Here is a 24,268-nt window from a genome sequence, read left to right as displayed (position 1 = left end):
GTCATACTATAGAGCGAGTGTCACCCGGCAGAGTGCTACTTGGCTGTCCGCCACCGCGCTACGTGTTCGGGCGCGTTTGGCAAGGTAGCACGCCCCGACCTGGTTCCGCTGCCCCTTCGGGGACGCCGTTTCGCCGACTTCGGCCACTCGGTGGGGAGAGCTCCAGCACCGCCGATAGTCACTCTCCGTCGATATTCTGGTCAGTGGTGTGCGCGGCCGCGTGCCCTGCGTTCGGTGCAGTGGTGCTACCCGCGCGGCGGATTCACGGCTCGCCGACAATCGCGGAATAATGCCCGGGTATTGCGCCCCCGGCGGGGGTGCCGACCGCGGAGGGGCTTTGATGAACGTGGTGCTTTCGGAGTGGCGAAAGAGTTCTTACAGCGAAAGCCATAATTGCGTCGAACTCGCCAGGTGGTCCGGCGGGAATTCGGTGCGCGATTCGAAGAATCCCGGGCGTAAATTGGAGGTGTCGCGCGGCTCGGTGCGCAGGCTGCTCGCCTTCGTGCGCGCGTAGGCGGGCACTGGTCCGGGGGGCGCCGGTGGGGCAAGCTGGCGCCCATGTCCCCGCGCCTGGCACCGCCGCTGGTCGCGACCGCGTTGCTGCTGCTCGCGGTCGTCGCCGCCCGCGGCGGGTCGGCGATCCCGGCGGGGCCGGGGACCACCGCGCCGACCGACCCGGACCCCACCGCGTCCCCGGCGGCCACCGCCGCGACCGACCCGGACCCGGTGCTCGACCTCATCAGCGGCATCAGCACCGGGCTGCTGCTGCTCGCGGTCGCCGCGATGCTGCTCTTCGGCCTGGTCGGCGTGCTGGCGAACCTGTTCGTCCGCCGCCGCCGCGCCCGCCCGGTGCTGCCCGAGCTCGACTGGTCGCTCGACCGGGCCGACGGCGCGGGGGTGACGGCCGTGCCGCACCTCGCCGCCGCCGCGCGCACCGCTCGCCTGGGGCTCACCGCCAACGTCGCCGGTGACCCCGGCAACGCCGTCATCGCCGCGTGGCTGGCCCTGGAGCACGGCGCGGCCCAGCTCGGCACGCCCCGCGCCCCGCACGAGACGCCGACCGAGTTCACCAAACACGTCCTGGTCGCCCACGCCGCCGACCCCCAGGCCCTCGGCGCGCTCCGCCGCACCTACCAGCGCGCCCGGTTCAGCCCGTCCGCCGTGATCACCACCGCGGACGTCACCGCCGCCGCTGACGCCCTCGCCCGGCTCGAACGCTCCCTGGTGGGCCCGTGATCAAGGAGCTCACCCTCGGTCTGCTGGCAGGCGCCCTGGTCGTCGTGGTCGGCACCTGGCCGGGCGGCATCCCGCTGTTCTGGGCCATCGCCATCGCGATCCCCGCCATGGCGGTCACCGCCGTGGTGGTCCGCCTCTCCGGCCCGCTGGAACCCATCTGGACCGCGCTCCCCGACGAGACCGGTTCCGCCACCCACCCCCAACCCGCCACCCTCGCCGCCCGCCTCACCGAGGCCGCCGAGGACCAACACCGCTTCCGCACCCGCATCCAGCCCCGCCTCGCCGCAGCCCTGACCCACACCATCGGCGAACCCCTCAACACCCCCACCGCCCGCGCCCGCCTCGGCCCGGAACTGCACACCTTGGCCACCAACCCCAACGCCACCCTGCCTGACCCGGCCCACCTCGCGGCGTTGCTCAAGTCCGTTGTGGAGGGTTCACCACAAGTGGACCCGCCATCGAGAGTTGTCGAGTAGAGCGCGATCCGCTCTGGTCCACTGTGGAGGAGTCATGTCCGTCAGCGAGTCGGCTGAGGCGATCGCCAAGGCGGTCGGTGCGGTTGTCGTCGGGAGTGACCGGGCGGTGCGGTTGGCGTTGGCCGCGGTGCTGGCGGGTGGGCACGTGTTGGTGGAGGACGTGCCGGGGTTGGGGAAGACGTTGTTGGCGCGGAGTTTGGCCGGGGCGATCGGGTTGGGGTTCGCGCGGTTGCAGTGCACGCCTGATCTCCAGCCCGCCGATGTCACCGGGTCGTTCGTGTTCGACCCGGCGGAGCGGGAGTTCGCTTTCCGGCCGGGGCCGGTGTTCACCGGGTTGCTGCTCGCCGACGAGATCAACCGGACGCCGCCCAAGACGCAGTCGGCGTTGTTGGAAGCCATGCAGGAGCGGCAAGTCACCGTAGAGGGGCGCACTTTCCCCTTGCCCCGGCCGTTCCACGTGCTCGCCACCGCGAATCCCGTGGAGTACGAAGGCACCTACCCGCTCCCCGAGGCCCAACTCGACCGCTTCCTCCTGCGCATCGACATCGGCTACCCGACCGCCGACGACGAGGTCGAAGTGCTCCGCCGCCGCTTGGCCCGCCGCAGGGAGGAGACCTCCGTCGCCCCGGTCGTCAGCGCCGACGAGTTGGCGGGTCTGCAAGCCGCCGTCGAGCAGGTCGACGTGGACCCCGACATCCTCCGCTACTGCGTGGACCTCGCCCGGGCCACCCGCGAACACCCCAGCGTCGACGTTGGCGCCTCCCCGCGCGGCTCCCAGGCGCTCCTGCTCGTCGCCCGCGCGCTGGCGGTCATCGACGGCCGGGACTTCGTGCTCCCCGAGGACGTCAAGGAGTGCGCCGTCCCCGCCCTCGCGCACCGGCTGACGCTGCGGCCGGAGACCTGGAGTTCCGGCGCCAGCACGGTCGAGGTCGTCACCGAGGTGCTGCGCACGGTCCCCGGTCCCGCCGCCGCCCGCGCATGAGCCGAGTCCTGGCGTTCCTCACCGCGCGCCAGAGCGCGGGCCGCGCGGGCTGGCGGGTCACCGACGCGCTGTTCCGCGGCGCCGTCGGCGGTCTCGGGCTGGTCGGCGTCGGTGTTGTCCTGCACCGGGTCGACCTCGTCGTGATCGGCGCGCCCCTGCTGCTGGCCACCATCGCCGCGCTCGCCGTGCCGGTCGGTCGCCCGCCGGTCCCGCGCCTCGAACCGCTGCCCCGCACCGTCGAGGCGGGTGACGGGGCCAAGGCAGCCATCACCACCGCGGCCGACCCCGGCGTCGAGTTCCTCGCCATCCGCCTGCCCACCCCCGGCACGGCCTCGCTCGGCCCCGTCCACCTGCTCTCCGGCCGCGCCACCACGCTGCGCGCCACCCTGCGCTGGAACGCTTGGGGCGAGGGCGTCGACTTGCGGCCCGATCACCTAGCCGCCAGCCGCGACGCGCTGCTCATCAGCGGCCCGGTCGTCGGCGTCGAGACCAGGCGCACCGTGCTGCCGCCGGTCGTCCCGCTCATCGCGGGACCGCTGCCACCGAGGGCGTCCGGCCTGGTCGGGGCGCACCGCTCGCGCCGCCCGGGCGACGGCGTCGAACTCCGCACCGTGCGGCCCTTCCAGCCGGGGGACCGGCTGCGCAGGGTCGACTGGCGGGTGACCCTGCGCGCGGGCGCGGCGACCGGTGACCCGCTGGCCGTCCCGCACGTGCGGGAGCAGCATGCCGAGGTCGACGCGGACCTGGTGCTGGTGCTCGACTCGCTGGCCGACGTCAGCGCCGAGCTCGCCGACTGGTCGACCGCCGCCCCCGGTGTCACCGTTCGACCCGGCGGCAGCCTGGACAACTCCGTCCGCGCCGCGGCCGCGCTCGCCGCGGGCTACCTGCGCCAAGGCGACCGCGTCGGCCTGATCGACCTGGGCCACCCGCAGCTCTCCCTCCCGCCCGGGGTCGGCCTGCGCCAGCTCACCCGCCTGCGCCACCAGCTGGTCGCCTGCTCCCGCGCCGCCGGGTGGGCGTCGCGACCGGTGCTGCTGCCCCGGCAGGTCCCGCCCGGCGCGGTGGTCGTGTTCCTCTCCCCGTTCCTGGACGACGCCACCGTCACCGCCGCGACCACGACCGCCCGCAGGCACCTGGTGATCGCCGTCGACATGCTGCCCTCGCCGCTGGTCGCCGACCCCGGCACGCCGTGGGGCGAGGTGGTGCGCCTGGTCATGACCGCCGAGCACCAGGCGCGGCGCGAGGCCTTGCGCGCCAACGGGGTCGCGGTCGTCGACAGCCCGGAGGCCGTTGCCGCGACCCTGCGCCGGGTGCGGTCGTGAGCGCCGTCGACGTCGGTCGCGGCTGGTCGGCGTGGTGGCTGCGCGGAGCGGCCGGGGTGGCGTGCGCGGGGATCCTGCTCGACCTCGGGCTCAGCGGTGTGTCCACCGTCATGTTCGCCATCGCCGCCCTCCTCGCGACCGCGTCCGTGCTGCTGCCCGCGTCACCGGCCCCGCTGGTGCTCATCTGCTGCGCCGCGCTCAGCGTCGCGCTCTCCGGTGACGACCCGCTCCGACCGGCCGTGCTGGTGCTGATCCCGCTGGTCCACGCCCTGCACCTGAGCTGCGCGCTGGCCGGGCTGCTGCCCAAGGGCGCCCGGTTCGACCCGGCGGCGTTGCGCCAGCCGCTGCGCCGGGCGCTCGGTGTCCAGGCCGTCGCGCTCGGCTTGGCGCTCATCGCGGCTGTGTCGCCCACCACCCGTACACCCGAACCGGTGGAGTTGATCGCGTTACTGTCGATCGCCGGTCTCGCACTGCTCGTGATCACCGCTCGTCGGGGGCGCCGATAGGCCCGCGACGGCCGTCACACCTGCGGAAACTCCCCAGCGACCGGGGTCACACCAACACAGGGGCGCCTCGCGGTGACCCCACACCAGTGCCACCATGAGGACATGGCGCATGGAAAGTCGGAGCCCACCCGGATCCTCATCCTCGGTGGCGGCTACGTGGGGCTGTACACCGCGCTCGGCCTGCAGCGCAAGCTGCGCTCCGGCGAGGCGTCGGTCACCGTCGTCGACCCGCAGCCGCACATGACCTACCAGCCGTTCCTGCCGGAGGCGGCCGCTGGCGCGATCGAGCCCCGGCACGTGGTCGTGCCGCTGCGCCGCGCCCTCAAGCGCTGCCACGTGATCACCGCCCGCGCCCGCGGCATCGAGCACGCCCGCAAGGTCGTCACCATCGAGGCGCCCGACGGCCACACCGAGGAGCTGGGCTACGACGTCCTCGTCGTCGCGCTCGGCTCGGTGGCCCGGTTGCTGCCCATCCCCGGCCTGATCGAGCACGGCATCTCGTTCAAGACCATCGGCGAGGCGATCTACCTGCGCAACCACGTGATGAGCAAGCTCGACGAGGCCGACAGCACGCTGGACCCCGAGCTGCGCAAGCGGTTGCTCACCTTCACCTTCGTCGGCGGCGGCTTCGCGGGCATCGAGGCGCTCGGCGAGCTCGAGGACATGGCCCGCTTCGCCACCCAGTACTACAAGAACATCAGCCCCGAGGACCTGCGCTTCGTCATGGTCGAGGCGGCTGGCCGGGTGCTGCCCGAGGTCCGCGAGAGCCTGGGCGTCTACACGGTGATGCAGCTGGAGAAGCGCGGCATCGAGGTGTACCTGTCCACGCTGGCCAAGTCGTTCGAGAACGGCCACGTCGTGCTGTCGGACGGCACCGAGTTCGACAGCGACACCATCGTCTGGACCGCCGGGGTCAAGTCGAACCCGGTGCTCGCCGCGTCGGACCTGCCGCTGACCAAGCAGGGCCGCCTGCGCGCCACCGCCGCGATGCGCGTCGAGGGCCTGCCCGACGCCTGGACCGCCGGTGACTGCGCCGCGGTGCCCGACCTGTCGCGCACCGACGAGGACCCCACCGCGATCTGCGCGCCCAACGCCCAGAACGCGGTGCGCCAGGCCAGGCTGCTGGCCCGCAACATCGTCACCGCGCTGCGCGGCGACGAGCCCAAGGACTACTTCCACAAGAACATCGGCTCGGTGGCCAGCCTCGGCCTGCACAAGGGCGTCGGCGACGTGTTCAACATCAAGGCCAAGGGCTTCCTGGCCTGGGCCATGCACCGCGCCTACCACGTCAAGGCGATGCCGACCTTCAACCGCAAGGTCCGCATCACGCTGGACTGGTTAACTGGCGGCCTGTTCCGGCGTGAGGTGATCTCGATGGGCCAGATCAACGACCCCAAGGCGGAGTTCGCCAGGGTCTCCAAGGGCTGAGGGGCAAACGGCCCAACTCCGGTTGGGCCACCCGGCCGGAGTTGTCACAAACCCGTCCCGAGGCCGCCTGTCGCACCTTAGGCTGCCGCTGCCCCCGTAGCCCAACAGGCAGAGGCAGCCCCCTTAAAAGGGGTCGAGTGCCGGTTCGAATCCGGTCGGGGGCACCAAAGCAGGACAGCAGTCCGCTAGGGACGTCCATTCGGCGATCGTCCACTGGACCACAGTCGCGGTGGTGAATCACCGTTGCGCGCGCGGTCGTGCTGTCCGTCCACACAGGTGTGCCCGGTGGTGTCCGGGTGTCGTGCGCCGCTGTCCGCCCCGAGCGGCGGGCGGGGTGCGACCCCGGTCCCGCCGGGCGCGCTGTCGTACCACGTCAGGCCCGGTCGCGGCGCAGTGTCCACTGTGGAGCGGTGGCTCGGGCGGCTAGGCGCTGTCCCGCAAGTCCGGTGGGTGGGATTCGTGATCCGCGTGGTTCCTGGGTGCGCGGACGGGAAGCCGCTCGTACCGGGTTGTACTCGGGTTTTCCGGCCGTGCGGCCAGGGGCCGCGCGGGCGCGGATAGCGCGTGCCGGACTTGCAGGACAGCGCCTAGGCTCGGCCGGGTGGCCGAGTACCGGATCGACGACCTGGCGCGCGCGGCGGGCACCTCGGTGCGCAACGTGCGGGTCTACCAGGACCGCGAGCTGCTGCCGCCGCCCAGCCGCCGCGGCAGGACGGCGGTCTACTCCGACGCGCACCTGTCCCGGCTGCGGCTGATCCTCAACATGCTCGACCGGGGCTACGCGTTCGCCCAGATCAAGGAGATGCTCGACGCCTGGCAGGCCGGGCACAGCCTCGCTGACGTGCTCGGACTGGAGGAGGCCGCAGGCGCCGCCTGGTCGCACGAGCAGCCGCGAGTGGTGTCCATGGCCCAGCTGGTGCGGATGTTCGGCACCCAGGTGACACCGTCGACCATCCGCACGGCGCTGGAGCTGGGCGTGCTGGTCCGGCGCGGCGCGCAGCTGGTCGCGCCGAGCATGAAGCTGCTGGAGGCGGGCCACGAGCTGGTCAAGCTCGACGTGCCGCTGGCCGAGGCGCTCGCGCTGGCCGCCGAGCTGCAGTCGGAGACCGACCGGATCACCGCGCTGCTGATCGGCCTGGTCCGCCGGTACGTGCTCGACCCCAAGGGCCCGGACTGGCTGCCCAGCGGCGAGGAGCTGCCGCACTTCGCCGACGTCATCTCCCGGCTGCACCCGCTGGTGATGTCCGCGGTGGGCGCGGCGGTGGACCGCTCCGCGCGCCGGGTCATCCCCGAGGTGCTCGGGGACCGGCTGATCGCGCTGGCCGAGCGGGCCAGGGAGCGGGCCGAGTGACACCCTTGCACTGTGACAATGGCGATTGTAACGTTCGTCATTGTCGCGTAACCCGGTAGGGCAGGAGCCGCCATGGTCAGCGAACCGCGCCCACTGCCCGCCACTGGGCCGCGCCGCCGCACCGTAAGCAACGACGGCGTCGAGCTGGCTGTGTTCAGCGAGGGCGACCCCGCCTCGCCGACGATCCTGCTGGTGCACGGCTTCCCCGACACGCACCGCCTCTGGGACGGCCTCGCCGAGCGCCTGATCGGCGACTACCACGTGGTCCGCTACGACGTGCGCGGCGCGGGAGCCTCCACGGCCCCGCGCAAGACCGCTGAGTACCGCACCGAACTGCTGGCCGAGGACCTGTTCGCCGTCGCCGACGCGGTCAGCCCGAACCGGCCCGTGCACGTCGTCGCGCACGACTGGGGCTCGATCCAGGCCTGGGCGGCGGTCACCGCGCCGCGCGCCAAGGCCAGGATCGCGTCGTTCACCTCGGTCTCCGGCCCGAACCTGGACCACGTCGGGCAGTGGGTGCGCCGCCGGGTCACCCGGCCGACCCCGGCGAACCTGCGCCAGGTCGTCGCGCAGCTCACCCACTCCTGGTACATCGCGCTGTTCCACATCCCCGTCCTGCCCGGCCTCGCTTGGCGCACGGTCGTCGGACCCCGCTGGGGCCACCTCCTGCGCCGCATGGAGGGCGTCGAGGCCACCCCCGCGCCGACGATCGGCACCGACGCGGCCAACGGCGTGCGGCTGTACCGGGCCAACATGCTCAGCCGCCGGTCCCGCCCAGCGCCCAGCCCCGCCGAGGTGCCGATTCAGGTCGTGCTCCCGACCAGGGACCGGTTCGTCACCGCGGCCCTCGCCGAGGACCTGGAGCGCTGGATCCCCCGGCTGTGGCGGCGCAGGCTCGTCGCCGGGCACTGGGTGCCGCTGTCGCACCCCGAGGCGCTGGCCCGCGTGGTCGAGGACTTCGTCGAGCACGTCTCCGGCGCCCCGATGACCCGCAGCCTGCAACGCGCCCGTGCGGGCCGGGACGAGGGCTTCACCAACCGCCTGGTCGTCGTCACCGGGGCGGGCAAGGGCATCGGTAGGGCTACCGCGCTCGCGTTCGCCGCTAGGGGAGCGGAGGTCGTGGTCGCTGACATCGACATAGAGGCCGCACGCCGCACCGCCGCCGAGATCGGGCCAGCCGCCTATCCGCACCCGGTTGACGTGTCCGACGCCGATGCCGTTCGCGCGTTCGCCGAGGACATCACCGACCAGCACGGCGCCCCCGACATCGTGGTCAACAACGCCGGGATCGGCATGGCGGGGCCGTTCCTGGCCACCACCGCGCAGGACTGGCGCCGCGTCACGGACGTCAACCTGCTCGGCGTCGTCAACGGCTGCCGCGAGTTCGGCGCGCTGATGGCTGAAGCGGGGGAGGGCGGCCACATCGTCAACATCTCGTCGGCGGCCGCGTACACCCCCAGCCGCTCCCTCTCCGCTTACGCAGCAAGCAAAGCGGCGGTGTTAGCACTGTCTGACTGCGTTCGCGCCGAGTTCGCCGACCACGGCATCGGCGTCACCGCGATCTGCCCGGGTGTGGTGGCCACCGACATCACCAACACGACGACGTTCACCGGCACCGATGACCTCGGGCAGCAACGGATGCGGCAGCAGGCCACCAAGGCCTACGCGCGCCGCGGGTTCACCCCGGACCGGGTCGCCGAGGAGATCGTCCGCGCCGTCGAACGCGGCACCCCGGTCGTCGCGGTCACCCCGGAGGCCAAGCTCGCCCGCGCAGGCGCCCGGTTCTTCCCCGGCCTGATGCGCCGCGTGGCCAGGGTGCTCGGCTGAGCCGTCAGACCCGCCCGGGGCGCATGATCCCGGAGGCCAGCACCAGCAGGCTGCCGAACAGCGCGTTCCACGCCCCCAGTTGCAGGTCACCCAGGTCCACGACCTCGCGCGCCTGCACGACCCACCCGATCATCGTCGCCGCCAGGATGACCCCACCCAGCTGCAGGATCCCCTTGGCGCGGAACATCCCCACCACCGCCAGCAGCACCCCGATGGCCAACGGCAGCGTCAACGACCCCAACACCGGCGCGCTCTCCCGGCTGACCCCGCTGAACAGGTCCGACAACGGCAGCGTGTTGCCCGCCCGGCCCTCGTACCACGGCCGGAACGCCCCGAACCCGACCACGGCGACCCCGGCCAGGCACAGCAGCCACGAGATGAGTGCGCGCACGAGATCGACTCTAAGGCCAAACGGAAGGGGCGCCCAACCAGCCGGTCGGGCGCCCCTCACGAGTCAGTGCGATCAGTCGCTGCTCTGCAGCATGTAGAGCAGGCGCAGGATCTCCAGGTACAGCCAGACCAGGGTGGTCATCAGGCCGAAGGCGACGTACCAGGCGAACTTCGACGGGGTGCCGGAGCGGATCATCTGGTCGGCCATGTCGAAGTCGAGCAGGAAGTTGAACGCGGCGATGCCGATGAACAGCAGGCTGATGCCGATGCCCAGCGGTCCGGCGTCGCGGATTCCCATGTTCACGCCGAACATCGAGAGCACCAGGTTGACCAGCATCAGGCCAGCGGCGCCGACGGTGGCACCGATGATCCACTTGGTCAGCTTCGGGGTGACCTTGATGGCGCCGGTCTTGTAGACCACCAGCATGGTGATGAACACCAGCGCGGTGCCCAGGATCGCCTGGAAGGCGATGCCGGGGACGAACATCTCGAAGACACCGGTGATGGCACCGAGGAACAGGCCCTCGGCCGCCGAGTAGGTCAGCACGAGCGCGGGGCTCGGGGTCTTCTTGAAGATGATGACGAGCGAGATGACCAGGCCGACGATGGCGCCGATGATCATCGGCGGGTACGGGCTGATGTCCTTGCCGAGCACGAGCACCGCGGTGATGATGCCCACCACGAGGGCGACGCCGAGGGTGGCCGCGGTCTTGGTGACGACGTCGTCGACGGTCATCGGCCGGTCGCCGGTGCCCGCTGGCGCGCTCGGGCTGCCGTACCCGGGCGGGTAGCCCTGGTCCTGGTAGCCCTGGGCCTGGGGCTGGAAGCCCGCGTAACCGCCCTGCGGCAGGTTACGGAACGCGGGGTTGCTGGTAGAACGCACCTGATCCTCCTGGGCCTGGATGGCGCCTGCTGACGGTCAACGATCGACCCGGCCGACCGGTTCCCGCTGGGTAAAACCCACTTTACCCACATTCGGAGCAACGCAGTGCGGGCACCGTCGATTCCCGCGCACCACACCGTGCGTGACCGGCCGAGGTGCACCCTACGCCGTCCGATACCCCCACCCTGGTCCGGACCTGGCACCGACCTGGGGGAACGCCGCAGGGTAACCATGATCATCTCCACCCGTTGGGCGGATTGCCCGGCCCCCCGCCCGCCTAGCAGGCTCGCACGAGGTGCGCCCCCCGGTCCCCAACCGTCTCCCTTGGCGGGCCGCACCGCCAGGAAAGTCCCGCACTTCAAGCGCCGACGGCCGTGCGCTGCCCCGGCGCGGCAAGGAGCCGACGACCCATGCGGCGATCCACACTCGGTGCCCGGCTGAGCTCTGCGGTGGCGACGGTGGCCACCCTGTCGGCGGCGTTACTCGTCGTCGGCGCCCCACCCGCCGCCGCCGAGTACAAGAAGGGCCCCGGCATCGGGGTGGCCCTGCAGCCCTACAAGGACCCGCCGAGGGAAGCCACCGAGGACTGGCTCGGGTCCTACCTCGTGAACGGCAAGCAGGTCTGGTGCGTCAAGTTCGCGTTCAAGGAGCCCGACACCAACGAGGTCTACCAGCCCAGTGACGTGCTCAAGACCAAGTACGGCGCCGCGCTCGACCCGGTCCACGCCGCCGACATCTCCTACCTGCTGCTGCGCTACGCCGACACCAAGGACACCGCCGAGTCGGCCGCCCTGGCGCACCTGCTGCACCAGTGGACGGCGGCCCCGCGCACCCCGGCCGACCTCGACCCGGCCACCAACGGATTCCGCACGATCGCCTACAACGTTCCCTTCCACGAGCGTGCGCTGGAGGAGAAGCTCCCCGGCGCGATGCGGACCGTCGCCAAGCTCAGGGCCGACGCCACCGCCAACCACGGCCCGTGGACCCCGCTGCTGACCAAGCCGACCAAGCCGCAGGTCATCGGCACCCCGGACACCTGGCCCATCGAGGTGCGCGGCGCGGGCGGCAGCGGCGTCGGCAAGGTCCCGGTCAAGGTCGTGCTGACCGACGCCACCTCGGGTGGCAAGACCGAGCTGACCGCGACCACCAAGGACAACGGCGGCCCCATCGCGCTGGAGGTCGTGCCGACCGGGCCGAAGCCATCGGTGTCGATCTCGCTGCTCGCCCCGGCCGACCAGCCGGTCGTCCAGCACGCCGTCGAGGACGGCACGCAGAGCGTGGTGTCCACCGGCGGCGAGAAGGAGCTCAAGGCGGCGGCCGACACCACCGCCGTCACCGCGCCCGGCCAGGTCGCGGTGGCCAAGGTCGACGAGAAGACCGGGCAGGGCATCGCCTCGGTGTCGCTGAAGGTCACCGGCGCCGACAAGACGACCCCCGCGGTCGACCAGGACGGCAAACCCCTGGTCGGCGCGGACGGCAAGCCGCTGGTCGTGGTGACCGGCGCCGACGGCAAGGCCACCGTGCCCAACCTGCGCACCCCGCAGGAGGTCTGCGTCACCGAGGTCGCGGCGCCGCCGGGCTACGAGCAGTCCTACGACCCGAACAACCCGCCGTCCGCGTGCGGGAAGCTCGAACCGGGCAAGACGGTGGAACTGCGGCTGGTCAACAAGCCGAACGTGCCCACCGTCCCGCAGACCATCCCGGCCGGTGACGGCCCGGCCAACGCCGCCGCCGTGCTCGACGCCGGTGGCCCGTCCACCGGGCTGCTGGTCGCCCTCGGCGCGCTGCTGCTGTTCGCCGCCGGTGCCGGCACCGCCCTGGTGCGCAAGGGCCGCGGGCCGATCGTGGTCGGCCGCCGGATGCGCAAGGACTGGGGGCACTGACCGGGCATGGCTCGCCGTAGCTCGACGCTCGCCCCACCCGCCGTCGCGGGTGGGGCGGGCGTGCTCGTGCTCCTGGTCTGCGGGTTGACCTTCGCGTCGCCGACCCCGGTCCAGGGGTTGCCGCTGCCCGCCCAACCGGGTCTGCAGCTCACCGCCATCCGCAAGGCCGCCAACGAGAGCGACGCGGCACTGGCCGGTCTGCGGTCCCAGATCAAGCCGAAGCCGGCCGAACCCGCGCCGTCGGTGGAGCCGAGCGCGCCACCACCGACCTCGACCACCACGCCGCCCGCCGCCGAAGCACCCCCGCCGCCGCGCCAGCCGGTGGCCGGGCAGCGCCCCGGCACGCTGCGGCTCGCCAAGGGCGGCACCGCGACCCTGGTGCGCAAGGAACTCGGCCCGGACGCCACGCTGCCGGTCCCGAGCGGGGTCAAGGAGGCCACCTGGTGGGGCGCGGGGCTCGACGCGCCCACGGGCGCCTCCGTGTTCGCCGGGCACGTCAACTGGAAGGGCGCCACGGGGCCGTTCTCCGAGCTGTGGAGCTCGCGGGTCGGTGACCTCGTCTCGGTCGTCGACGACAAGGGCACCCAGTGGCGCTACCGGGTGACCCGGGTGGAGACGGTCAGCAAGCACGACCTGCCTGCCAGGGCCGAGGAGTTCTTCGGGCAGACCGGTCCGCACCGGGTCGTCCTGGTCACCTGCGGTGGCCAGTGGGTCGGCGGGTCGGACGGCTACGAGTCCAACCGGGTGGTCATCGCCGTACCCGCCTGAGGTCGTCCCCCCGGCTGGGTGTCCCTGAACCGGGGCGATCGGTCACGTCCGGGGGACGGCGAATCACCGGTGGCAACGAGTCATCCCGTCGCGCGTCTATTCCGGTGGGGAGCGGCGGACAACCGGGGAGGGAACGCGGATGACAACGAGAAGGCGTTGGGAGATCGTCGCCGTCGGGGTGGCACTGGCGTTGGCATTCGTCATTCTGGTCGTCGTCGGTACCGTGCGTCCGCAACCGCAAACGCGCGTGCTCGAAGCGGAACCACACCCGCAGGCATCCGCCGGTCCGCCGAAGTGGATGCGGAAGCTGAACCCGGGTGAGAAACCACCGCAGTTCGTCCTGTTCTCCTTCGACGGCGCGGGCTCGCACGAGCACTGGCAGAAGTTCTTGCCATTGGCGAGAAGTGTGAACGCGCATTTCTCGGGCTTCTTGTCCGGTATCTACCTGCTGACCGACGAGCAGAAAGCCGAGTACACCGGCCCCGGCCACAAACCCGGCCGCGCGTCGATCGGGTTCGGCGGCACGCAGCAGGACGTCCAGGCGCTCATCGGCGACCTCAACGCCGCCGTCGACCAGGGCAACGAGGTCGGCACCCACTACAACGGGCACTTCTGCCAGGGCGCCGAGCCCGGCGTCGGCCGGTGGGACGCCGCGCAGTGGAACTCCGAGCTGGACCAGTTCTTCGCCTTCGTGGACCGGGGCAGGGCGCAGGGCCTCAAGGTCGACCCGAAGGCCATCAAGGGCGGTCGGACACCGTGCCTGGAGGGCCAGTTCGACGTGCTGCTGCCGGTGCTCGCCAGCCGCGGGATGACCTACGACACCAGCCAGGTCAGCGACGGACTCGCCTGGCCCACGACACAGCACGGGGTGTGGGAATTTGCCATGCCCTCGGTTCGGGTGCCAGGGCTGAAGTACAAGAAGACAATCATGATGGACTACAACTTCTGGTACCTGCTGAACAAGGCGAAGGACGACCCGAGTCGGGCGCCCGAGTTCACCGCCGTCGTCCAGGAGACCTATGAACGCGCCTACCAGGCCGCGTTCGACGGGAACCGGGCGCCGATGGTGGTGGGCAACCACTTCAACAACTGGTCCGGCGGCGCGTTCACCGCGGCGACGGAGAAGTTCATGGGTTCGGTGTGCGCGAAACCCGAGACGGTGTGCGCCACCTACTCGGAGGTCGTGGAATGGCTCGCCTTGCAGGACCCGGCGGTGCTCGACGCGTTCCGGGCAATGCCCAACGCGCAGATCGCCCAACCGAGCTGATCACATTCGGGTGATCCCGCTTGCTTTGGATAATGATAACCGATACCAGTAGTGGGGTCCGATCCACCAGCACCACCGGAGACCCCCGTGAAGATCGCCTTCGTAGGCAAGGGCGGCAGCGGCAAGACCACGCTGGCGTCGCTGTTCCTGCGCCACCTGGCCGCAGAGACCCCCACACCGCCGCTGCTCGGCATCGACGCCGACATCAACCAGCACCTCGCCGCCGCCCTCGGCGCCGCCGACGACCACACCCAGCCCACCCTCGGTGAGCACCTGACGGCCATCAAGGACCACCTGCGCGGGGACAACCCGCTGGTGCACTCGGCCGCCGACATGATCAAGACGACCCCGCCCGGCCGGGGCTCCCGGCTGATCGGCATCGACGACGACAACCCGCTCTACGCCCGGTTCGTCCGCCGGGTCGACGGCGTCCGGCTGGCCGCGACCGGCCCGTTCGCCGAGTCCGACCTCGGGGTGTCCTGCTACCACTCGAAGGTCGGCGCGGTCGAGCTGCTGCTCAACCACATGGTCGACGGCGCAGGCGAGTACGCGGTGGTCGACATGACCGCGGGCGCCGATTCATTCGCTTCCGGCCTGTTCACCCGATTCGATGTCACCTTCCTGGTGTGCGAGCCCACGCTGCGCAGCGTCGGCGTCTACCGGCAGTACCTGGACTACGCGCGGGACTTCGACGTGCGGGTCGCGGTGGTCGGCAACAAGGTCATCGATGCCGATGACGTGGCGTTCCTGCGCCAGCACGTCGGTGCCGACCTGCTCACCTGGATCGGCCGCTCCGACCACGTCCGGGCCGCCGAGCGCGGTGACATCCGGCCGGTCGAGCGGCTCGAACCGGCCAACCGCGAGGCGTTGCGCGCGATGCGCGCCCTGGTCGACGGGGTCGAGCAGGACTGGCCGAAGTTCCACCGGCAGACCGTGGAGTTCCACCTGCGCAACGCTTCCGCGTGGGCCAACGGGCGCGCGGGCCGCGACCTGGCCGAGCAGGTCGACCCGGGGTTCGTGCCCGGTCCGGTGTCGCTGGCTGGCTGAGGGGGTCCCGGTGGTCAACGGCTCCCGGCAGGCAGGTGCCGCTGCGGCATCCCGGGGCTGTTGGACCCCCTCTGCGGGGTGATGTGTCACCCGGTCGAGCGGCCTTCATGTTGCCGCCGGTGGCCTCGCGGGTACGGTCGTCGCCATGGGCCCCCAGCAGGATCACCCCGAGTTCGGCGTGTCGCGGCACGGCTACGACCGGACCCAGGTGAAGCGCTACCTCGGCACCCTCGCCGACCAGCACGCCGCGATCACCGCCGAGCGGGACGAGGCACTGGCGCGCGCCGAGGAGGTCGACGGCCAGCTCCAGCTGGCCCGCCGCGAGATCGCCGCCCTCACCGAGCGCCTCGACAAGATCGGCAACGCCGCCGCCGCGTCCTCGGCCCCCAACGCCGCCGAGCGGGCCGCCCGCACCATCGCCACCGCCGAGGCGCAGGCCAGGGAGATCACCGCCCGCGCCGAGGCCGCCGCCGACACCGCGTGGTCCGCCGCCGAGGCCGCCTCCGTGGCCCTGCGCGACCGCTACCGCGCCCTGATGGCCGACGCCGAGAAGCGCCACGCCGAACTGCACACCGCGCACGCCGAGTTCATGGCCGAGACCCGCACCAAGGTCGACGACATGACCACCGCCGCCACGGCCCGCCAGCGCACCACCGACGACCAAGCCGAACGCGACCGCCAGCGGCTCGAGCAGGCCTTCCAGCAGGAACTCGCCACCCGCCGCTCCGACCTCGACACCGAGGTCACCACCGCCCGCGCCACGGCCACCGCCGAGGCCGCCGCGCTCGTCCAGGCCGCGACCGACGAAGCCGACAAGCGCATCGCCACGGCCACCAGCCAGGTGGAGCGGCTGACAGCCCTGCGCGAGCAGTTGGCCGGGCGGTTGCGGGGCACCTCGGAGCTGCTGACGCAGAGCTCCCAACTCCTCCAACCCCTCGAAGCCGAGTCCGAACTGGACGAAACCACCGCCAACGCGCCAACGGCCAAGAACCTGCCGCTGCCACAGACGACCAGCTAGCTCTTCCTGGGTTTCCTGGGTCGCCCGCCGCCCGCCGCCCGCCGCCCGGCGGCACTTCGGCGGTTCCTGCTGCGCCCGGCACCTCAGGCGGTTCCTGCCGCGCCCGGACCTTCGGGCCGTTCCTGTGGTGCGCGGACCTTCGGGCGGTTCCTGCCGCGCCTGGCGCTTCGGGTGCTTCCTGCACACCCGCGGCGCTGTGGTCTCGTGCCCTCACCGGGCGCGCGCCCCTCCTGGGCGTGCCCTGCCGCGAGCCGTAGGCGCCCAACCCTCGGCCCTATGCCCGCCCTGGCCGCCCGGTGTCGCGCGAGCTGGGCTTCGTTCTGCCCGCGCCTCTCCCGCACCCCGGGCCAGCGTCCGCCCACGTGCACCGAACCCTGGTCGCCCTTGCGTTTCGACCAGCAGGCCGCCCCTCCCCGGAGCCCCTCCACCGGGTGATTTCCCCCAGCCCACTTCTCGCCGCCGACCATCTCCCCAGATCAAGTTGTCCACAGGCCCCCCAGTTGTCCACAGGTTTTCGCCGTCACCCCTTCGGGCGATAGGGGCCCGGTACACTGGGCCTGGGGACGCCCCCCGGGACAGGGTGGGGGCCGGGGTTTGCGGGGGCGGCCTCCGGTTGTGGCGGCTGGTGGGGCCGGGTGCGGCGAGCAGCGGGGTTTGCTCTCGCAGGTGAAAGTCCGATGTGGACTATTGGCGCCATTGGAGGCCATTGAAGCCGTTGCGAGGCAAAAGAGTCCTGTGTGGACGATCGTGGGATCAGCTGGTGCGGTGGGCGAAGTGGTCGGCCAGGGCCAGGAGGTTGGCCAGGGCGGGGGCGGGTGGGTTGGTGCGGCGCAGGGCAGTGGTGGCTTGGGCCAGGTGGAGTTCGGCCTGGGTGGTGGCCCAGGTGCGGCCGCCCGCGGTGGTGATGAGGGTGGCGGCGCGGGTTTGTTCCGGGGTGGTCATGGGGTGGTCGGTGGCCAGGTAGAGGGTGGCCAGTTCGGCGCCCGCGGGGGTGTTCGAAGTGAGGGCGGCGACCACGGGCAGGGAGCGCTTGCGGTGGACCAGGTCGGCGCCGGGTTTGCCCGTTGTTGTGGGGTCGCCCCAGATGCCGAGCAGGTCGTCGACCAGTTGGAAGGCCAGGCCGAGGTGTTCGCCCATGTCGCGCAGGAGGGCGAGTTGGTCGGGGGTGGCGCCGCCGAAGAGGGCGCCGAGGGCGGTGGCGCAGGCCATGACGGCGCCGGTCTTGCCCGCGGCCATGGCCTCGCACTCGGCGAGGGTCACCGAGTGCCGGTGCGGGAAGTCGGCGTCGGCGCTCTGGCCGTCCATGAGCCGCCACAAAGCCTCGGTGAGCAAGGGAAGCGCTCGGTCCGCGTGCGGTCCGGCGGCGAGCACCCGCAACGCCAGTGCCCACAAGGCGTCGCCAGCGAGCAGGGCGGCCGGGACGCCGAACACCGCCCACGCCGTGCCCCGGTGCCGCCTGGTCCGGTCGCCGTCCATGATGTCGTCGTGCAGCAGTGAGAAGTTGTGCACGAGTTCGATCGCCACCGCCGCTGGGACGGCGTCCGCCGGGTCGCCGCCGACCGCCTCCGCCGACAACAGGGTCAGCGCGGAGCGGACCATCTTGCCGCTATCCGCCTCGATCGGGGCGCCGCAGGCGTCGACCCATCCGAAGTGGTAGCACGCTATCCGCCGCATGGCAGGCGGCAGCGAGTCGACGGCGGCACGCAGCGCAGGCAGTACCGCGGCCCGGCTGGTGGCAAGCAGCTGCTCGGTACCGGGACCCATGCCTGGTGCTTCCTCCGTCGACGGCCGATGGCGCTCCTTGAATGATCCCGTGCACCTGCACGACCGACGGTGATCTTTTCGGGTGATCTCCGGCCGAACCTTCCCCCGCATGGCGCAAGCCCGGCCGCACTGGGTGCCGGGAGCGCTGCCGCACAGGTGAAAGCCATTCACACTCGGGTGATGTGGCCGTCACCCGTTCGTGATTAAGGAAGCGACGACCACGCCCCGGTTGAACCCGTTCGGCGGGTACCGGTCAAGATCACCGGTGTGGAGCATCGACGCCGTGCACACCGTGACGACCGTGCGTCCGCACAGGTGAACCGCTGCGGCATCCGCATGAGCCGGATGGAGCGAAACAATCCACCGCGTTTACAATTGAACAATAAAATGGAGGAGTTGGTGTGAAAAATTCTTCCCATCCCGGCGCCGGACTCCGTTACGGGATGACCTACCGGCTGCCCGCGCTGCCCACCCGGTCCCCGCTCGCGCTGCACCCGGAGTTCACCGCCACCGCGCCGCGGGTGCTGGCCTGGCTGCGGCCGCACCTGGTCGACTACTTCGGCGAGTCCGAACAGGACAGTCCGATCACCGACCGGTACCTCCGCCAGGACCTGCACCGCTGGGGCGCCCTGTGCATGCCGCACACCAGGCCGGACCGGTTCTTCGCGCAACAGCTGTGGATGAACGCCGCCGCGCTGCTCGACGACGCCTTCTCCGCGCCGTGGCTGCGCGAGCAACCCGCGCGGGACCTGCTCGCCCGGCAGTTGTGCGCGGCCGTCGAGGCGGCCCCCGGCGGCGCGACCCCGCTGGCCAGGCTGCTCAGCGACGTGCACGCCCTGCTGCTGCCCGACAGCGGCTCGCTGCGGCAACGCCTCATCGACGTCGGCAAGACCGTGGTGATCGACAACGCGAACCAGAACACCGTCGAGGAGTTCGACGACCTGGACGCCTACCTCGGCTCCAGCCGCCGGGTGAACGCCTACGGGTTCTGGATCCTGGCCCTCGCCGAGTGGGCGCTCGGCATCGACCTCGACGGGCTGGCCAGCCAAGACCCGTTGGTGCACAAGGCTTGTACCCTCGCCATCGACCACTGGGTGCTGGTCAACGACCTCTACTCCTTCGCCAAGGAGATCGAGGAGGGCGAGAAGATCAACGCCGTGTGGGTCCTCTTAGGACAAGGCGCGCCGCTGCAGGAGGCGCTCGACGCCATCGCCGCCCGCGCCGTGGCGACCGAGGAGCGGTTCATCGCCACCCGCGACCGGGTCGCCACCGGTCCGCTGCGCCACCGCGACGACGTCGCCCGGTTCCTGGTCGAGGTCGGCCACATGATCTCCGGCAACCTCCGGCACGCCAGGGAGAGCAGCCGCTACCACGGCGACGGCCGCCGGATCGACGACGACCTGGCGGGCAACACCTCCGCCGAGCACCGCACCCTGCACCGCATCGGCACCGTGCACGAACCCCTGGTCGACTAGCGAGAACCGCCACGCACACGTCGACGAGGGCGTCCCGCGGCCTGACCGAGCGCACGCGCGCCCCCGGGTCCGCCACTCAGCCGGACTGCCGGACCGCGCGTTCCAGCAGCGGCCGGACCCGGGGCGGGATCGGCGTGGACAGCGCGATCGAGGTCGATGTGCGGCGCACCCACTCGACGTTGACCACCCGGTCGATCACCCGCTGCAGGTCGGCGTTGTTCTGGGCGACCATCCGCACCAGCAGGTCGCCCTCGCCGGTGGTGGCGTGCACCTCGCACACCTCGGGGATGGCGTGCAGCCGGGTGGCGACTTCCCCGCGCTTGCCCTGGGCGATCTCCAAGACGGCGAACGCGGTGAGGCCGTAGCCCATCGCGGCGAGGTCGACGGCGGGCGGGAAGCCGGTCAGCACCCCCCGCCGGTCGAGCCGGTCCATCCGCGCCTGCACCGTGCCGCGCGCGACGCCGAGCCTGCGCGAGCACTCCAGCACCCCCAGTCGCGGCTCGTCGGTGAGCAGCAACAGCAGCCGCGCGTCCAGGTCGTCGATCCCCGGACTCTCCTCGGTCATCGAGCCCCTCCCTGAGCAGAGTGTTCAGTTTGCCAGACACGCCCCGTTAATACCTAGTCATGTTGTCCAGTGATCTTCCTAAGTGTTGCGCAGGATGCTCGGAAGTACCCATGCTCGTGGGGCAGGTGCAGGACGCGAACGCAGGAGGAACGCCATGACGGGCACGCTGAACCGCGGTGACCAGGGCATGGACGAGGTGAGCTTCGACCAGCTCCGCCAGCTCGTCGGCCTCGTGGAGTACGACGAGAGCAAGGACCCGTTCCCGGTGCGGGCCATGGACGCCGTCGTCTTCGTCGTCGGCAACGCCACCCAGACCGCGCTGTTCTACCAGTCGGCGTTCGGCATGACCCAGGTCGCGTACTCCGGTCCCGAGACCGGCAACCGCGACCACAAGGCCTACGTGCTCAAGTCCGGCTCGGCCCGCTTCGTCATCAAGGGCGGCGTCGACCCCAAGAGCCCGCTGCTCGACCACCAGCGCGCGCACGGCGACGGCGTCGTCGACCTCGCGCTCGAGGTCACCGACGTGGACAAGTGCCTGGCGCACGCCCGCGCCCAGGGTGCGATCGTGCTCGAAGAGGCGCACGACGTCACCGACGAGCACGGCACCATCCGCGTCGGCGCCATCGCGACCTACGGCAAGACCCGGCACACCCTGGTCGACCGCTCCCGCTACAACGGCGTCTACCTGCCCGGCTACGTCGAGAAGGCGGGCTCGTACAAGAAGCCCGAGGGTGCCCCGAAGCGCATCTTCCAGGCCGTCGACCACTGCGTCGGCAACGTCGAGCTCGGCAAGATGGACTACTGGGTCGACTGGTACAACCGCGTCATGGGCTTCGTGAACATGGCGGAGTTCGTCGGCGACGACATCGCCACCGAGTACTCGGCGCTGATGAGCAAGGTGGTCGCCAACGGCAACCACCGGGTGAAGTTCCCGCTCAACGAGCCCGCGATCGCGAAGAAGAAGTCGCAGATCGACGAGTACCTGGAGTTCTACGGCGGCCCAGGCTGCCAGCACATCGCGCTGGCCACCAACGACATCATCGCCACCGTGACCGCCATGCGCGCCGCCGGTGTCGAGTTCCTCGACGTGCCGGACTCCTACTACGAGGACCCGGAGCTGCGCGAGCGCATCGGCAACGTGCGGGTGCCGATCGAGCAGCTCAAGGAGCACGCCATCCTGGTCGACCGGGACGAGGACGGCTACCTGCTGCAGATCTTCACCAAGCCCACCGGCGACCGGCCGACGGTCTTCTACGAGATGATCGAGCGGCACGGCTCCCTCGGCTTCGGCAAGGGCAACTTCAAGGCCCTGTTCGAGGCGATCGAGCGCGAGCAGGACCGCCGGGGCAACCTGTAACCCAGAGCCCGTGGTGTGGCCCCCGTCCGGATCCCGGGCGGGGGCCACACTCAGCTACTGCTCAGGTGCGGTGGCGGACGGGCGGGTACGCTCGCCCCAGGGCGATATCCACTCGGGGAGAACCATGGCCACCTCACGCAGGACGATGCCGCTGGCTGGCGCCGCCGCAGCGGCACTGGTGCTCGCCGGGGTGGCCGTCTTCACGGTGAGCAACGCCGGGTGCGCCAGCGCGGGGGAGTTCGTGCAGCGCGGCCAGGGCCTCGAGCTCGTCGGCGGCTGCGTCGACCCGGCCGACCTGCCCGCGGCGCCGAGCACGCCGACGGTGGGCACCAACCCGGGCAGCGCCGTGGAGCGGTTCCACCAGACCAGCCCCTGATCTTGGCAACGCGAGAGGCCCGATCCCCGGTTCGCGGGATCGGGCCTCTCGGCGTTCGAGCGGGTCCGGCCGGTGCTAGTCGAGGGCCTTGAGCAGGTCGTTGACCAGGTCGGTGCCGTCCTCGATGCCGACCGACAGGCGCAGGATGTCGCCCGCGATCTGCAGCGGCGACCCGGTGGTGCTGGCGTGCGTCATCTTGCCGGGGTGCTCGATCAGCGACTCGATGCCGCCGAGCGACTCCGCGAGCAGGAACAGCTTGGTCCTGGCGGCGATCGCGAGCGCGGCCTCCTCGCCACCGGCGACCGAGAACGACACCATCCCGCCGAAGCGGCGCATCTGCTTGGCGGCGATCTCGTGCCCGGGGTGCTCCGGCAGACCGGGGTAGTAGACCTTGGTGACCTTCTGGTGCCCGAGCAGCACCTCGACGATCCGCTCCGCGTTGTCGCTGTGCCGCTCCATGCGCAGCGCCAGCGTCTTCGCGCCGCGCAGCACCAGCCAGGCGTCGAACGGGCTGGGCACCGCGCCCGCGGCGTTGCGCAGGAAGGTGAACTTGTCGCGCAGCTCGTCGTCCGAGGTGATCAGCGCGCCGCCGACGACATCGGAGTGGCCGCCGAGGTACTTGGTGGTCGAGTGCAGCACCACGTCCGCGCCGAGACCCAGCGGCGACTGCAGGTACGGGGTGGCGAAGGTGTTGTCGATGACCAGCTTCGCGCCACCCTCGGCGGCGACGGCGGCCAGCGCGGCGATGTCGGCGACCCCGAGCAGCGGGTTGGTCGGCGTCTCCGACCAGATGACCTTGGTGGTCGGGCGCAGCGCGGCCCGGGTCGCGGTCAGGTCGGCCAGGTCGACTGAGGTGTACTCGACGCCCCACTGGGTGAGGACCTTGTCGAGCAGCCGGAACGTCCCGCCGTACGCGTCGTTGCCGAGGATGACGTGGTCGCCCGGCCTGGTCATCGACCGCAGCGCGACATCGGAGGCGGCCAACCCGGAGGCGAAGGCCAACCCGTGCTTGCCCCCCTCCAGCGCGGCCAGCGCCTGCTCCAGCGCCGTCCTGGTCGGGTTCGCGCTGCGCGAGTACTCGTACCCGCCGTCCCGCACCCCGCCAACCCCGTCCTGGACGAAGGTGGAGGTCGCGTAGATCGGCACGATCACCGCACCGGTGCGCGGATCGGGCTCCTGCCCAGCGTGGATCGCCCTGGTCTCAAAACCCCAACGGGACGTCTCGTCAGCCATGTCCCCAAGGTTACGGGGAACAGCCGATCCGACCACCATGTGGGACCGTTCCCACTATTAGGAATATTTCACTGATCGAGCGATCCCAGAACGGGCGTTGGTGTAGTAGAACCCACCCGCCCGTCGCGCCCCCTGGTGGGGTGTTGTGTCCACTGTGGACATTCTGGCCGGCCGGATGATCACTCGCCGAGCGACTTGGTCGCTCTTGGCGTCGACGCTGACCCCTTGGTGCTGTGACCTGCGGATCTGCCCTTGTCCCGCCCCCAATATCCATGCTTCTGGGTGACAGAAGTTATCCACATGTGGATCTCTGCGGGGCCTGTTTCAAGATCGACTGTCGGGGGGTGTCGGTAGACTGGCCCAGGGACGCCCCCCGGAGAGGGTGCGGGCCGGGCACTCGCTTTTCGCGCGCGCGAGGCTGGCGTTGTGGGGCGTGTTTTCGTTGGGGGACAACGGGTTTGGCTGGGGTTGGCCCCGTTTGAGTGCGGTTGTGGGGTTCGCGGTTGAAGGCTGGCTGGTGGGCGCGGATCCGGTGAGCAAGCGGCGCCGGTACGGCGGGTCAGGTGGCGGAGTGTGCGACACCTGGGTGCCCAGCAACGCGGGTCAGTAGCGCGGGGTGCGGAGCCAGCGGCTGGTGGCGGGGAGGATCGCGAAGAGGAAGGCGATCAGGCCGGTTGCGGCGCCGACGGCCAACAGGATTGTGTAGGTGTCGTTGAACTCGAGGAGTGCTTCGAAGTAGCCGCTGACGGTGATTCCGATGCCGCGGAGCAATTCGGAGATCAGGGGTTCCAGGGGCAGGGACGCGACGCTCGCCACCGCGGTCAGGGCGACCAGGGGGACGCCTGCTCGGCGGCGGGTGAACAGCAGGATGGCGCCGATCAAGGCCAGGGCGGCGAGCACCATGCGGCCGATGAGCAGGGACTGGAGGCCCGCGGGGAGGGCGAAGATGTCGCGCGCGGTGGGGACTTCGGCGAGGAAGTACGCCGAGGCGCCGCCCATTCCGGCGGCGATGCCGAGCGCGCCGATGCCCGCGAGCACCGATGTTCCGGGGCTTCCCGGGGACGTCTGCTGGAATTGCGGGTAGTAGCCCTGAGCCTGGTAGTTCATGTTTCCC

General features: G+C 71.2%; 23 protein-coding genes and 1 tRNA gene. 18 read left to right on the top strand and 6 right to left on the bottom strand.

Going from position 1 to position 24,268, the window contains the following annotated elements:
• Positions 1-340 precede the first annotated feature (340 nt).
• The 10 genes from LV79_RS01370 (at position 341) to LV79_RS01325 (ending at position 9,128) form a co-directional block, all read left to right on the top strand.
• Positions 341-514: a DUF397 domain-containing protein gene (locus tag LV79_RS01370; protein ID WP_253831359.1), complete on the top strand. Its 174-nt coding sequence runs from the start codon at positions 341-343 to the stop codon at positions 512-514.
• A 44-nt stretch (positions 515-558) separates the two neighbouring features.
• On the top strand, positions 559-1,236 hold the full coding sequence (locus LV79_RS01365) for a DUF4129 domain-containing protein (RefSeq protein WP_253831358.1): 678 nt from the start codon (positions 559-561) through the stop codon (positions 1,234-1,236).
• Positions 1,233-1,712, top strand: coding sequence for a hypothetical protein (locus LV79_RS01360; RefSeq protein ID WP_253831357.1), 480 nt, complete (start codon positions 1,233-1,235; stop codon positions 1,710-1,712). The genes LV79_RS01365 and LV79_RS01360 overlap by 4 nt, the downstream gene beginning before the upstream one ends.
• Before the next feature lie 34 nt (positions 1,713-1,746).
• Positions 1,747-2,694: an AAA family ATPase gene (locus LV79_RS01355; RefSeq protein WP_253831356.1), complete on the top strand. Its 948-nt coding sequence runs from the start codon at positions 1,747-1,749 to the stop codon at positions 2,692-2,694.
• The gene (locus LV79_RS01350) at positions 2,691-4,016 is read left to right on the top strand and encodes a DUF58 domain-containing protein (RefSeq protein WP_253831355.1); all 1,326 of its coding nucleotides are present in this window, start codon (positions 2,691-2,693) and stop codon (positions 4,014-4,016) included. Before LV79_RS01355 ends, LV79_RS01350 begins: the two co-directional genes overlap by 4 nt.
• Positions 4,013-4,522 (top strand): hypothetical protein, encoded by a 510-nt coding sequence (locus tag LV79_RS01345; RefSeq protein WP_253831354.1) that lies wholly within the window; start codon positions 4,013-4,015, stop codon positions 4,520-4,522. The genes LV79_RS01350 and LV79_RS01345 overlap by 4 nt, the downstream gene beginning before the upstream one ends.
• Before the next feature lie 102 nt (positions 4,523-4,624).
• Positions 4,625-5,950, top strand: coding sequence for an NAD(P)/FAD-dependent oxidoreductase (locus LV79_RS01340; protein WP_253831353.1), 1,326 nt, complete (start codon positions 4,625-4,627; stop codon positions 5,948-5,950).
• Between the two features lie 90 nt (positions 5,951-6,040).
• Positions 6,041-6,117: transfer RNA gene (locus tag LV79_RS01335), tRNA-Leu, on the top strand.
• A 434-nt stretch (positions 6,118-6,551) separates the two neighbouring features.
• Positions 6,552-7,301: a MerR family transcriptional regulator gene (locus tag LV79_RS01330; RefSeq protein WP_253831352.1), complete on the top strand. Its 750-nt coding sequence runs from the start codon at positions 6,552-6,554 to the stop codon at positions 7,299-7,301.
• Between the two features lie 72 nt (positions 7,302-7,373).
• Positions 7,374-9,128, top strand: coding sequence for an SDR family oxidoreductase (locus LV79_RS01325; protein WP_253831351.1), 1,755 nt, complete (start codon positions 7,374-7,376; stop codon positions 9,126-9,128).
• A 4-nt stretch (positions 9,129-9,132) separates the two neighbouring features.
• Here the strand turns inward: LV79_RS01325 and LV79_RS01320 are convergent, their stop codons facing one another.
• Together LV79_RS01320 and LV79_RS01315 are read right to left on the bottom strand one after the other, a co-directional pair.
• Positions 9,133-9,519 (bottom strand): hypothetical protein, encoded by a 387-nt coding sequence (locus tag LV79_RS01320; RefSeq protein ID WP_253831350.1) that lies wholly within the window; start codon positions 9,517-9,519, stop codon positions 9,133-9,135.
• A gap of 72 nt (positions 9,520-9,591) precedes the next feature.
• The gene (locus LV79_RS01315) at positions 9,592-10,401 is read right to left on the bottom strand and encodes a Bax inhibitor-1/YccA family protein (protein WP_253831349.1); all 810 of its coding nucleotides are present in this window, start codon (positions 10,399-10,401) and stop codon (positions 9,592-9,594) included.
• Between the two features lie 410 nt (positions 10,402-10,811).
• Here LV79_RS01315 and LV79_RS01310 point away from each other — a divergent pair, with 410 nt between their 5' ends.
• The 5 genes from LV79_RS01310 to LV79_RS01290 all read left to right on the top strand — a co-directional run bounded on the left by LV79_RS01310 (position 10,812) and on the right by LV79_RS01290 (position 16,384).
• Positions 10,812-12,284 (top strand): MSCRAMM family protein, encoded by a 1,473-nt coding sequence (locus LV79_RS01310; protein WP_253831348.1) that lies wholly within the window; start codon positions 10,812-10,814, stop codon positions 12,282-12,284.
• Positions 12,285-12,290: 6 nt separating this feature from the next.
• The gene (locus tag LV79_RS01305; protein ID WP_253831347.1) at positions 12,291-13,052 is read left to right on the top strand and encodes a class F sortase; all 762 of its coding nucleotides are present in this window, start codon (positions 12,291-12,293) and stop codon (positions 13,050-13,052) included.
• 139 nt (positions 13,053-13,191) lie between these two features.
• Positions 13,192-14,319, top strand: a complete 1,128-nt coding sequence (locus LV79_RS01300) for a polysaccharide deacetylase family protein (RefSeq protein ID WP_253831346.1) — start codon at positions 13,192-13,194, stop codon at positions 14,317-14,319.
• Between the two features lie 87 nt (positions 14,320-14,406).
• On the top strand, positions 14,407-15,366 hold the full coding sequence (locus LV79_RS01295; protein WP_253831345.1) for an ATP-binding protein: 960 nt from the start codon (positions 14,407-14,409) through the stop codon (positions 15,364-15,366).
• Between the two features lie 145 nt (positions 15,367-15,511).
• Positions 15,512-16,384, top strand: coding sequence for a coiled-coil domain-containing protein (locus LV79_RS01290; protein WP_253831344.1), 873 nt, complete (start codon positions 15,512-15,514; stop codon positions 16,382-16,384).
• A 753-nt stretch (positions 16,385-17,137) separates the two neighbouring features.
• On the opposite strand, the gene LV79_RS01285 is transcribed toward LV79_RS01290, so the two are convergent.
• Positions 17,138-18,148, bottom strand: a complete 1,011-nt coding sequence (locus LV79_RS01285) for a polyprenyl synthetase family protein (RefSeq protein ID WP_253831343.1) — start codon at positions 18,146-18,148, stop codon at positions 17,138-17,140.
• Positions 18,149-18,549: 401 nt separating this feature from the next.
• On the opposite strand from LV79_RS01285, the gene LV79_RS01280 reads away from it, so the two are divergent.
• A complete protein-coding gene (locus LV79_RS01280) occupies positions 18,550-19,623 on the top strand; it encodes a terpene synthase family protein (RefSeq protein WP_253831342.1) in 1,074 nt (357 codons plus the stop codon).
• 76 nt (positions 19,624-19,699) lie between these two features.
• Here LV79_RS01280 and LV79_RS01275 read toward each other — a convergent pair whose 3' ends face one another.
• A complete protein-coding gene (locus LV79_RS01275; protein WP_253831341.1) occupies positions 19,700-20,188 on the bottom strand; it encodes an Lrp/AsnC family transcriptional regulator in 489 nt (162 codons plus the stop codon).
• A gap of 154 nt (positions 20,189-20,342) precedes the next feature.
• Here LV79_RS01275 and hppD point away from each other — a divergent pair, with 154 nt between their 5' ends.
• A complete protein-coding gene (gene hppD / locus LV79_RS01270; RefSeq protein ID WP_253831340.1) occupies positions 20,343-21,545 on the top strand; it encodes a 4-hydroxyphenylpyruvate dioxygenase in 1,203 nt (400 codons plus the stop codon).
• A 124-nt stretch (positions 21,546-21,669) separates the two neighbouring features.
• Entirely contained in the window at positions 21,670-21,921 is a 252-nt protein-coding gene (locus LV79_RS01265) for a hypothetical protein (RefSeq protein ID WP_253831339.1), read from the top strand.
• Between the two features lie 75 nt (positions 21,922-21,996).
• On the opposite strand, the gene LV79_RS01260 is transcribed toward LV79_RS01265, so the two are convergent.
• Positions 21,997-23,154: a cystathionine gamma-synthase gene (locus tag LV79_RS01260; protein WP_253831338.1), complete on the bottom strand. Its 1,158-nt coding sequence runs from the start codon at positions 23,152-23,154 to the stop codon at positions 21,997-21,999.
• A 603-nt stretch (positions 23,155-23,757) separates the two neighbouring features.
• The gene (locus tag LV79_RS01255; protein ID WP_253831337.1) at positions 23,758-24,261 is read right to left on the bottom strand and encodes a hypothetical protein; all 504 of its coding nucleotides are present in this window, start codon (positions 24,259-24,261) and stop codon (positions 23,758-23,760) included.
• Positions 24,262-24,268: the final 7 nt, after the last annotated feature.

The organism is Actinokineospora globicatena (assembly GCF_024171945.1).
Taxonomy (GTDB): domain Bacteria; phylum Actinomycetota; class Actinomycetes; order Mycobacteriales; family Pseudonocardiaceae; genus Actinokineospora; species Actinokineospora globicatena.
This window is presented reverse-complemented; position numbering and strand designations above follow the sequence as displayed.